Here is a 12,090-nt window from a genome sequence, read left to right as displayed (position 1 = left end):
CATATGAATCTTTCTAATGAGTTGTTTTGTCGCTTTTCATTATAGGTCATATGGGACTTTTTTTCTACAACAAAATAGGCTCCATAATATCTATAGGGGATTTAACCACTACAAATATTATAGAGCCAAATAGCCATGCTATGACCTACTCAACAAATCTATTTGTTAGAATGAAGTAGGTTGACAGGGAGCTGAGTAATCTCATACTCTTCGAAAATCAAATTCAAACCACGTCAGCTTCGCCTTGCCGTACTCAAGTACAGCCTGCGGCTCGCTTCCTAGTTTGCTCTTTGATTTTCATTGAGTATCACTCATGAAAATCAAATAAAAGATTAGGAATATAGCTACAAGCAATACTTGCTCAGGAAACATAGGAAGGGATAAAAGTGATTTTTAAAGTATAAAAAGAGGTCGGGATAAAAAACTCCGACCTTGATTTTTATGTTCATGAGCCTTTGACTCAATGGTGATTGGGATTGAATAGGAAAACAACTCTTAGTTTAAGAGGTGTTTTCAACCACTTTTGTCTTATCCTAAATAGCGTTGTAAAAATTCTCTTGTACGTTCCTCTTTAGGATTTGTAAATAAATCTTCAGGTTTGCCTTCTTCTGCAATCACACCTTTGTCCATAAAGATGACACGGTGTGATACGTCACGAGCAAATTCCATTTCGTGGGTTACAACGATCATTGTCAAGCCTTCTTGAGCTAGTTCTTGCATGATTTTTAGAACTTCACCGACCATTTCAGGATCAAGGGCTGAGGTTGGCTCATCAAAGAGAATGGCATCAGGGTTCATAGAAAGTGCGCGAGCAATGGCGACACGTTGCTTTTGACCACCTGAAAGTTGCTTAGGTTTAGCTTGCCAGTAGCGCTCTCCCATTCCAACTTTTTCAAGGTTTTCTTTAGCAATTTTCTCTGCTTCTGATCGTTCACGTTTGAGAACGGTTGTCTGTGCAACAATCGTATTTTCAAGAACATTGAGATTTTCAAAGAGGTTAAAGGATTGGAAAACCATACCTAGTTTTTCACGATAGTGAGTGAGATTATAGCCTTTCTCGAGGACATTTTCACCGTGATAAAGGATTTCACCTTCAGTTGGTGTTTCGAGAAGATTGATAGAACGTAGGAAGGTTGATTTACCGCTACCAGAACTACCGATGATAGAAATCACTTCACCTTTGTGAATAGTGAGAGAGATATCTTTTAGGACCTCGTTTTGCCCGTAGGATTTTTTGAGGTGTTTGATTTCAAGGATTGGTTGACTCATTATTTCAAATCCTCCGTTTGCATTTGGTTAGCACCTGTCGTGTAGGTATCCATATCCATACGTTTTTCGATGAAGCGGAGGATACGCGTTACTGTGAAGGTGAGGACAAAGTAGATAACTGCTATGATGGTAAAGGTTTGGAAGTACTGGTAGGTTTGTGTTGCTACTGTATTTCCTGAGAAGTAAAGTTCTACTACAGAGATAACGTTCAATACAGAAGTATCCTTGATGTTGATGACGAACTCATTACCAGTCGCTGGTAGAATATTTCTAACAACTTGAGGCAAAACGATCTTACGCATGGTCTGGTTATGAGTCATACCAAGTGCAGTTGCCGCTTCAAATTGTCCCTTATCAACAGACAAAATACCACCACGAACGATTTCGGTCATGTAGGCACCGGTATTGATAGAAACAATAAAGATAGCAGCTAGCGTACGGTCTAGGTTGATCCCGAAAGCTTGGGCAGTTCCATAGTAGATAACCATAGATTGTACAATCATAGGTGTTCCACGGAAAATTTCAATATAGATATTGAGAATCCAACCGATTAGTTTTTGGATTCCAAAGATAAATTGGTTTTCAGATAGAGGTGCAGTACGGAAAACACCGATAGCAAGACCGATAGCGAGACCAACGATGGTACCGATAATTGAAATGAGAAGGGTAATACCAGCACCACGCAAGAGTTGTTGCCAGTTTTCAGTTAGAATTTTAGCGACTTGGCCAAAGAAATTACTGTTGCTTTCTTCTGTAGTTGTAGATTCTGCTGGTTGCTCTTTGATCATACGATCCATGAGAGCAACTTGTTCATCTTTAGAAATGGTTTCAATACTGGCATTGATTTGGCTGATACGTTCGTCGTCTTTACGAAGACCGATAGCGATAGAGGTATCCTCTTCTCCAGTTTTAAAACCAGGTTCAGGCTGAATCATTTTGAACTTAGCGTTTGCTGATTCGGCAGTTAGGGCTTCTGGTCGTTCAGAAACATAGGCATCAATGACACCAGCTTCAAGAGCTTGACGCATTTGAGCGAAATCTCCCATGGCAGTTTCTTTTTTAGCGCCTGGAATTTGAGAAATCAAGTCGTAAAGGTAAACACCTTGTTGAGAAGTGATTTTTGCTCCGCTAAAGTCCTCTAGTGATTTGGCGTTTGCATAGGCAGAATCCTTTTTGACCAAAAGTACTGGTTCGCTAGTATAGTAGCTGCTTGAAAATGCAATTTCTTGTTTGCGTTCAGCAGTTGGGCTCATACCTGCAATGATCATATCAATCTTACCAGAAGTAAGGGCTGGAACAAGTCCTTCCCACTTGGTTTTAACAACCAAGGGCTCTTTACCTAGGTCCTTAGCAATCTTTTTAGCTATTTGGACGTCGTAACCATTAGCATATTGGTTGGTTCCATCGATTTTGACAGCGCCGTTACTGTCGTCATCTTGAGTCCAGTTAAAAGGTGCGTAGGCTGCCTCCATACCGATGCGCAAATATTCATCGGCTTGGACCTGGCTAACTAGTCCTAAAGTAAGGGCCAGGCTAGCAAGGATAGTTAAGCATAATTTTTTCATGATTTCTCCTATCTCTAGTCTAAAATTGCTTCTCTCTATTGTATCGAAAAAGCGGAACTTTTTCAATCTTAGTAAACCCTTACTTGTAAAAAAATGATATAATGAGAAAAAGGTCAAAAGAGGCTATATTATGAAAAAAAGATGGTTAATAGTACTTATATTTACTTGTCTGATAATTGTTCCCAAACTGGTTTTTGCCTTGGATTATAGCATTCCATCCTATAAAGGAGAACTGTATATTCATGCAGACAATACAGCGGAATTTAGGCAGAAGATAGTTTACCAGTTTGAGGAGGACTTTAAGGGCCAAATCGTGGGACTTGGACGTGCTGGCAAGATGCCTAGCGGATTTTATATTGATCCTCAGCCAAAGGTTGAGGCATCTAAAAATGGTCATAAAATCGAAAATCTTACTAGCGAAGTGACAGAAGAAACGAATGGTTATACTGCTAAAGTCTATAATCCAGGTCAGGAAGGGGATAGGGTCGAAGTGGAACTTACCTGGCAATTGAAAAATCTTCTTTTTTTATATGATGATATCGCTGAATTAAATTGGCAACCCTTAACAGATAGTTCAGAATCTATTGAAAAATTTGAGTTTCATGTGATGGGAGATAATGGGGCCGAAAAACTCTTTTTCCACACAGGGCAACTCTATAGAGAGGGAAGGATTGAACAGAGTGGTCATGACTATACGATTCGTTTCGACAATCTTCCGTCTAAGCGCGGAGTTGAGTTGCATGCCTACTGGCCTCGAACTGATTTTGCTAGCGCTACAGATCAGGGCTTAAAAGGGAATCGTTTAGAAGAGTTTAATAAGATAGAAGACTCGATTGTTAGAGAAAAAGATCAGAGTAAACAACTCGTTACTTGGGTGTTTCCTTCAATACTTTCCATCTCCTTGTTATTGAGTATCTGCTTCTATTTTATCTATAGAAGAAAAACCACTCCTTCCGTCAAATATGCCAAGAATCATCGTCTCTATGAACCGCCGATGGAATTAGAGCCTATGGTTTTATCTGAAGCCGTTTACTCGACCTCCTTGGAGGAAGTGAGTCCTCTAACCAAAGGAGCAGGAAAATTCACCTTTGACCAACTTATTCAGGCTACCTTACTAGATGTAATCGACCGTGGTAATGTCTCTATTATTTCAGAAGGAGATGCAGTTACTTTAAGGTTGGTAAAAGAAGATGGCTTGGCAAGCTTTGAGAGGACCTGTCTAAATCTGGCCTTTTCAGGTAAAAAAGACGTTGCTGTTTCCGATTTGTTTGCAGATTATAGGGTCTCTGAGAGCCTTTACCGTGGAGCGAAAGCTACTGATGAAAAACGGATTCAAACAAAAGGCTGTAAGCTCAAATATTCTTTTGAAAGAGCATTGAAAGAGATGCAAGAAGGGGTGAAGGACCGAGTCTCTTTCTTGGGGCTACCAGCTTATTATCGTCCCTTGACTAGCGTGGAAAAGGTCTTACAAGTGAGCATGGGTGTTTCTACTATTTTCCCACTAATCATCGGATTTGGTTTGTTCTTGTACAGCTTGGACGTTCATGGCTATCTTTATTTCCCCTTGCCAATACTTGGCTTAATAGGTTTAGTTTTGGCTGCTTTCTACTATTGGAAGATTCGACTAGATAATCGTGATGGTGTCCTAAATGAAGCAGGAGCAGAAGTCTACTATCTCTGGACCAGTTTTGAAAATATGTTACGTGAGATTGCACAACTTGATCAGGTTGAATTGGAAAGTATTGTTGTCTGGAATCGCCTATTGGTATATGCAACCTTATTTGGCTATGCTGATAAGGTTAGCCGTTTGATGAAGGTGCATCAGATTCAAGTGGAAAATCCAGATATCAATCTCTATGTAGCTTATGGCTGGCACAGTATGTTTTATCATTCAACAGCGCAAATGAGCCATTATGCCAGTGTCGCAAATACGGCAAGTACTTACTCAGTATCTTCTAGTAGTGGAAGTTCTGGTGGTGGATTCTCTGGAGGCGGTGGTGGCGGTAGCATCGGTGCCTTTTAAAGAAAACTAAACACAGTTTATAAAAGTATGATATAATGGAGGATAGAAAAAGGAGTTATCTATGTATCTTATTGAAATTTTAAAATCTATCTTTTTTGGTATTGTTGAAGGAATTACGGAATGGTTGCCGATTTCAAGTACAGGTCACTTGATTTTAGCAGAAGAATTTATCCAATATAAAGACCAGAGTGAAGCCTTCATGTCTATGTTTAACGTAGTGATTCAACTGGGTGCTATCCTAGCCGTTATGGTTATCTACTTTAACAAACTTAATCCTTTCAAACCAGGTAAGGATAAAGTGGAAATCCGTAGAACTTGGCAGTTATGGTCCAAAGTTTTTGTAGCGACTCTTCCTCTTCTTTTAGTCTTTAAGTTTGATGATTGGTTTGATACTCACTTCCATAATATGGTTTCAGTAGCCATTATGTTGATTGTTTATGGGGTTGCCTTTATTTATCTTGAAAAACGCAACAAAGCGCAAGCAATTGAGCCAACAGTCACAGAGCTAGACAAGTTGCCTTATAAAACGGCCCTCTATATCGGACTTTTCCAAGTCTTGGCTCTTTTACCAGGGACTAGCCGTTCGGGAGCAACTATCGTCGGTGGTTTGTTAAATGGAACCAGTCGTTCGGTGGTAACTGAGTTTACCTTCTACCTAGGAATTCCAGTTATGTTTGGAGCCAGTGCTTTGAAGATTTTTAAATTCATCAAAGCAGGAGAAGTCTTGAGCTTTGGTCAATTTTTCTTACTTTTAGTTGCCATGGTAGTCGCTTTTGCAGTCAGCATGATCGCTATTCGTTTCTTGACCAGCTATGTGAAAAAACACGACTTTACGATGTTTGGTAAATACCGTATTGTCCTTGGTAGTATCTTGATACTTTATAGCTTTGTACGATTATTTGTATAAGAAAAAAACCTTGAGGGAAGCTTCCTTCAAGGTTTTAAAATCCAGTCACAGTGATACCCAATAAGCGAACGTCTTTATCTTTATCTGTCAGAGATTCGTAAAGTTGGATAGCCATTTGTGAAATAGTTTCAGCATCTTGGATCTTTTGAGATAAGCTTTTCCGCTTAGTCATTGTAGAGAAGTCAGCATAGCGGATTTTTAAAATAATAATCTTTCCAGATTTTTCATGTTTTTGAAGACTTAGGGCAACTCTTTCCGAAAGGAGAGTTAGCTCTTTTTTGATATCCTCTTCTAGATTGAGAATCTTACTATAAGTTTTTTCTTTTCCGATAGACTTACGAATGCGATTGGATTTGACGGGAGAATTATCAATGCCACGAGCCTTGCGATACAGGTCAAAACCGAGTCGACCAAAACGATCAATGAGACTAATTTCAGAAATATTTAAAAGATCAGCACCTGTAAATACCCCCATTTGATGCAATTTCTCAACTGTTTTCTTACCTACACCATGGAATTTAGCGATATCCATTTGTTTGAGAAAATCTTCAGCTTCATCAGGGAGAATAATTGTCAGACCTCGAGGTTTTTGGTAATCGCTGGCTATTTTAGCTAAGAATTTATTATAAGACACACCAGCAGAAGCGGTCAGATGAAGTTCTTGCCAAATATCTTGTTGAATTAGTCGAGCGATTTTAACAGCTGACTTGATACCGAGTTTGTTTTCAGTCACGTCTAGATAAGCTTCATCAATACTCATAGGCTCGATATTATCCGTATAACGTTTGAAAATAGCTCGAATCTGTTGACCGACAGCAGTATATTTTTCGTAGTTTCCAGAAATGAAAACAGCTTGAGGGCAACGTTCATAGGCTTCTTTAGAACTCATAGCTGAGTGGATGCCAAAGACTCGCGCTTCATAACTACAGGTAGAAACAACTCCTCGACCACCAGTTTTTCTAGGGTCACTGCCAATCACAACTGGCTTCCCTTTAAGTTTGGGATTGTCGCGAATTTCAACAGCAGCAAAAAAGGCATCCATGTCAATATGGATGATTTTACGAGATAAATCATTCATTAGTGGAAAAATCAACATGGAGAAACCTCTCAGTGCTAGTTTGTTTAATTTTATTATACTCTTTTTCTGAAAAAATGAAAATCAAAATAACCTCTTTCAAAAATATAATACAGTTTGTAGCAAATTTTGAACTGTATTAGAAAAGAAAGTGTTAAAAAAGTGAGTTTTTAGTTGTTGAAATCGTTTACTGTGTGTTATACTGAATACATGAATGTAACAGATGACTGTTACTAGAAAGAAAAAAGAGGAATTAACATGGTTGTTAAGACAGTTGTTGAAGCACAGGACATTTTTGACAAAGCCTGGGAAGGCTTTAAAGGTGTTGACTGGAAAGAAAAAGCAAGTGTATCACGCTTTGTACAAGCTAACTACACACCTTATGATGGAGATGAAAGCTTCCTTGCAGGACCAACAGAACGTTCACTCCACATCAAAAAAATCGTAGAAGAAACTAAAGCACACTACGAAGAAACTCGTTTCCCAATGGACACTCGTCCAACTTCTATTGCTGATATTCCTGCTGGATTTATCGACAAAGAAAACGAATTGATTTATGGTATCCAAAACGATGAACTCTTCAAATTGAACTTCATGCCAAAAGGTGGTATCCGTATGGCTGAAACTACTTTGAAAGAAAATGGATACGAACCAGATCCAGCTGTTCACGAAATTTTCACTAAATACGTAACAACTGTTAACGATGGTATCTTCCGTGCTTACACTTCAAACATTCGTCGTGCTCGTCACGCTCACACTGTAACTGGTCTTCCAGATGCATACTCACGTGGACGTATCATCGGTGTTTATGCACGTCTTGCTCTTTACGGTGCAGACTACTTGATGCAAGAAAAAGTTAACGACTGGAACTCAATCGAAGAAATCGATGAAGAAACAATCCGTCTTCGTGAAGAAATCAACCTTCAATATCAAGCATTGCAACAAGTTGTACGCTTAGGTGACCTTTACGGAGTTGATGTTCGTAAACCAGCGATGAACGTTAAAGAAGCTATCCAATGGGTAAACATTGCCTTTATGGCTGTCTGCCGTGTTATCAACGGTGCGGCTACATCTCTTGGACGTGTGCCAATCGTATTGGATATCTTTGCAGAACGTGACCTTGCTCGTGGTACATTTACTGAATCAGAAATCCAAGAATTTGTTGATGATTTCGTTATGAAACTTCGTACAGTTAAATTTGCTCGTACAAAAGCTTACGACCAATTGTACTCAGGTGACCCAACCTTCATCACAACTTCAATGGCTGGTATGGGTAACGACGGTCGTCACCGTGTTACTAAGATGGACTACCGTTTCTTGAACACTCTTGACAACATCGGTAACTCTCCAGAACCAAACTTGACAGTTCTTTGGACTGACAAATTGCCATACAACTTCCGTCGCTACTGTATGCACATGAGCCACAAACACTCTTCAATCCAATACGAAGGTGTTACAACAATGGCTAAAGATGGATATGGTGAAATGAGCTGTATCTCATGTTGTGTATCTCCACTTGACCCAGAAAACGAAGAACAACGTCACAACATCCAGTACTTCGGTGCTCGCGTTAACGTTCTTAAAGCTCTTCTTACTGGTTTGAACGGTGGTTACGATGATGTTCATAAAGACTACAAAGTATTTGACATCGAACCAATCCGTGATGAAGTTCTTGAATTCGAATCAGTTAAAGCTAACTTTGAAAAATCTCTTGACTGGTTGACTGACACTTACGTAGATGCTTTGAACATCATCCACTACATGACTGACAAGTACAACTACGAAGCTGTTCAAATGGCCTTCTTGCCAACTAAACAACGTGCTAACATGGGATTCGGTATCTGTGGATTCGCTAACACTGTTGACACATTGTCAGCTATCAAATACGCTACAGTTAAACCAATCCGTGACGAAAATGGCTACATCTACGATTACGAAACAATCGGTGAATACCCACGTTGGGGTGAAGATGACCCACGTTCAAACGAATTGGCAGAATGGTTGATCGAAGCTTACACAACTCGTCTACGTAGCCACAAACTATACAAGAACGCAGAAGCTACAGTTTCACTTTTGACAATCACATCTAACGTTGCTTACTCTAAACAAACTGGTAACTCACCAGTCCACAAAGGTGTATACCTCAACGAAGATGGTTCAGTGAACTTGTCTAAACTTGAATTCTTCTCACCAGGTGCTAACCCATCTAACAAAGCTAAAGGTGGATGGTTGCAAAACTTGAACTCACTTGCTAGCCTTGACTTTGGTTACGCAGCTGATGGTATCTCATTGACAACTCAAGTTTCACCTCGTGCTCTTGGTAAAACTCGTGACGAACAAGTTGATAACTTGGTAACAATTCTTGATGGTTACTTCGAAAATGGTGGACAACACGTTAACTTGAACGTTATGGACTTGAACGATGTTTACGAAAAGATCATGTCAGGTGAAGACGTAATCGTACGTATATCAGGATACTGTGTAAATACTAAGTACCTCACTCCAGAACAAAAAACTGAATTGACACAACGTGTCTTCCACGAAGTTCTTTCAATGGATGATGCATTGAGCTAAGATTCATAAATAGTAAATAAAAACCAGTCATTTTGACTGGTTTTTTGGTATAAAAAAATATTTAAAAAAAGTTGGTCAAAATTGGTCAAATTTATTGACTAATACTGACCAAAGTGATATACTAAGAACATAAGGATAAGGAAATCCTTAGAAAACCTTGATTTTAAGGTGATTGTGTAATTTATCTTAAGGTCAAAGTATGGGTAAAACCTAGAAAAGAGGTACAACCTATGATGAACATTAGTATTTTTAGAAGTCCAATCACAAAACCTGTATTGGATAAAGAAAAACCTGAAATTATACGTAGAGTAGCAAATAGCTAGTCTAAATTTTTTAAAACAAAGGTCAGAGAAAGTCAAATTAATTTGACTAACTAATTTTGAAAACAAACGAGGTATGAAATATGAACAACAACTTTAATAACTTTAACAACATGGATGATTTATTTAACCAATTAATGGGCGGTATGCGTGGATACAGTTCAGAAAACCGTCGTTACTTGATTAACGGTCGTGAAGTAACACCTGAAGAATTTGCTATTTATCGTCAAACAGGGCAACTTCCAAGTGAAGGAAGTGACCAAGCTCAGTACGTTCAAGGTAAAGCCATGAAACAAGATGGGATTCTTGCGAAACTTGGACGTAACTTAACAGCAGAAGCACGTGAAGGCAAGCTAGATCCGGTTATTGGACGTAATAAGGAGATTCAAGAAACATCTGAAATCCTTTCTCGTCGTACAAAGAATAACCCAGTTCTAGTCGGTGATGCTGGTGTTGGTAAAACGGCAGTAGTAGAAGGTCTTGCCCAAGCTATCGTGAATGGTGATGTTCCAGCAGCAATCAAGAACAAAGAAATCATTTCAATTGATATTTCTGGACTTGAAGCTGGTACGCAATACCGTGGTAGCTTTGAAGAAAATATTCAAAACTTGGTAAAAGAAGTTAAAGAAGCTGGAAATATTATCCTTTTCTTCGACGAAATTCATCAAATCCTTGGTGCTGGTAGCACAGGGGATGGTCAAGGATCTAAAGGTCTTGCGGATATCTTGAAGCCTGCTCTTTCACGTGGGGAATTGACAGTGATTGGTGCAACAACTCAAGATGAATATCGCAACACTATTTTGAAAAATGCTGCTCTTGCTCGTCGTTTCAACGAAGTAAAAGTTAATGCACCATCTGCTGAAGATACTTTCAAGATTCTCCAAGGGATCCGTGATCTTTATCAACAACACCACAATGTTATCTTGCCAGATGAAGTATTGAAAGCGGCTGTTGATTACTCTGTTCAATATATTCCACAACGTAGCTTGCCAGATAAGGCTATCGACTTGGTCGATGTGACAGCTGCTCACTTGGCAGCACAACACCCAGTGACAGATGTACATGCTGTGGAACATGAAATTGAAGAAGAAAAAGCTAAACAAGAAGCTGCAGCTGCTAAAGAAGATTACGAAGCAGCCCTTAATGCAAAAATTCGTATCGAAGAGCTTGAAAAGCAAATTGCTAACCATACTGAAGACCATAAAGTAACAGCAACAATCAACGATGTGGCTGAATCTGTAGAACGTATGACTGGTATTCCAGTGTCACAAATGGGTGCAACTGATATCGAACGTTTGAAAGATATGGGTCACCGTTTGCAAACTAAGGTTATCGGTCAAGATAAGGCTGTTGAAGCAGTGGCACGTGCAATCCGTCGGAATCGTGCAGGCTTTGACGAAGGAAACCGTCCTATCGGTAGCTTCCTCTTTGTAGGACCTACTGGTGTTGGTAAGACTGAGTTGGCTAAACAATTGGCTCTTGATATGTTCGGAACTAAGGATGCTATCATCCGTTTGGATATGTCAGAATACAGCGATCGTACAGCCGTTTCTAAATTGATTGGTACTACTGCAGGTTATGTTGGTTACGATGACAACAACAATACCTTGACTGAGCGTGTTCGTCGTAATCCATACTCAATTGTCCTTCTTGACGAGATTGAAAAGGCAGATCCTCAAGTGATTACTCTTCTTCTCCAAGTATTGGATGATGGTCGTTTGACAGACGGTCAAGGGAATACTGTCAACTTCAAGAATACGGTGATTATCGCAACTTCAAATGCAGGATTTGGTTATGAAGCTAACTTGACAGAAGATGCGGACAAACCAGAGCTCATGGATCGTTTGAAACCATACTTCCGTCCAGAGTTCCTCAACCGTTTCAATGCTGTTATCGAATTCTCACATTTGAGCAAGGAAGACCTTTCTAAGATTGTTGATTTGATGTTGGTTGATGTCAATAAGACACTTGCCAAGAAAGAGATCGATTTGGCAGTGAGCGAATCAGCCAAAGAATACATGACTGAGGAAGGTTACGATGAAGTCATGGGTGTTCGTCCTCTCCGTCGTGTAGTTGAACAACAAATTCGTGACAAAGTAACAGACTTCCACTTAGATAATTTGGATTCTAAACACCTTGAAGCCGATATGGAAGATGGTGTCTTGGTCATTCGTGAAAAAGCTTAAATCAAGGTTTTGAGAATAAAAAAAGGAACCAGTTGAAAAAACTGGTCAGATTGAAGACAAAGTCCTTGGAAGTCAAGTTTCTAAGGGCTTTTCTTTGTGTAAAGTCGTATAATAGAGGTAAGAAGAGTTGTGAGGTAATCCCTATGTTTCACAAAGAAAAACCTGATTATA

The 12,090-nt window shown here is 39.4% G+C and carries 7 protein-coding genes; 4 read left to right on the top strand and 3 right to left on the bottom strand.

All coding sequences use genetic code 11. The annotated features are described in order from the left end of the window. Window positions 1-528: 528 nt before the first annotated feature. Both GEZ89_RS09105 and GEZ89_RS09100 read right to left on the bottom strand, forming a co-directional pair. Complete coding sequence (locus GEZ89_RS09105) at window positions 529-1,269, bottom strand: amino acid ABC transporter ATP-binding protein (protein WP_000081949.1); 741 nt, start codon at window positions 1,267-1,269, stop codon at window positions 529-531. After that, window positions 1,269-2,834 carry an ABC transporter substrate-binding protein/permease gene (locus tag GEZ89_RS09100; protein WP_153225778.1) on the bottom strand — a complete coding sequence of 522 codons (1,566 nt, stop codon included), beginning with the start codon at window positions 2,832-2,834 and terminating at the stop codon, window positions 1,269-1,271. The genes GEZ89_RS09105 and GEZ89_RS09100 overlap by 1 nt, the downstream gene beginning before the upstream one ends. Before the next feature lie 130 nt (window positions 2,835-2,964). Between GEZ89_RS09100 and GEZ89_RS09095 the strand changes: the two genes are divergently transcribed. Then, complete coding sequence (locus GEZ89_RS09095; RefSeq protein ID WP_153225777.1) at window positions 2,965-4,857, top strand: DUF2207 domain-containing protein; 1,893 nt, start codon at window positions 2,965-2,967, stop codon at window positions 4,855-4,857. Between the two features lie 61 nt (window positions 4,858-4,918). Next, window positions 4,919-5,764: an undecaprenyl-diphosphate phosphatase gene (locus GEZ89_RS09090; RefSeq protein WP_153225776.1), complete on the top strand. Its 846-nt coding sequence runs from the start codon at window positions 4,919-4,921 to the stop codon at window positions 5,762-5,764. A 34-nt stretch (window positions 5,765-5,798) separates the two neighbouring features. Here the strand turns inward: GEZ89_RS09090 and dinB are convergent, their stop codons facing one another. After that, entirely contained in the window at window positions 5,799-6,860 is a 1,062-nt protein-coding gene (gene dinB / locus GEZ89_RS09085; RefSeq protein ID WP_153225775.1) for a DNA polymerase IV, read from the bottom strand. Between the two features lie 237 nt (window positions 6,861-7,097). Between dinB and pflB the strand changes: the two genes are divergently transcribed. Together pflB and GEZ89_RS09075 are read left to right on the top strand one after the other, a co-directional pair. Continuing rightward, complete coding sequence (gene pflB, locus GEZ89_RS09080) at window positions 7,098-9,413, top strand: formate C-acetyltransferase (protein ID WP_153225774.1); 2,316 nt, start codon at window positions 7,098-7,100, stop codon at window positions 9,411-9,413. A 403-nt stretch (window positions 9,414-9,816) separates the two neighbouring features. Next, window positions 9,817-11,919: an AAA family ATPase gene (locus GEZ89_RS09075; RefSeq protein ID WP_153225773.1), complete on the top strand. Its 2,103-nt coding sequence runs from the start codon at window positions 9,817-9,819 to the stop codon at window positions 11,917-11,919. The last annotated feature ends 171 nt before the right edge of the window (window positions 11,920-12,090 follow it).

Origin of the sequence: Streptococcus mitis (assembly GCF_009496285.1) — a bacterium.
Classification (GTDB): domain Bacteria; phylum Bacillota; class Bacilli; order Lactobacillales; family Streptococcaceae; genus Streptococcus; species Streptococcus mitis_BP.
The sequence above is the reverse complement of the archived record's forward strand: the minus strand, read 5'-3'. Positions and strand labels throughout refer to the sequence as shown.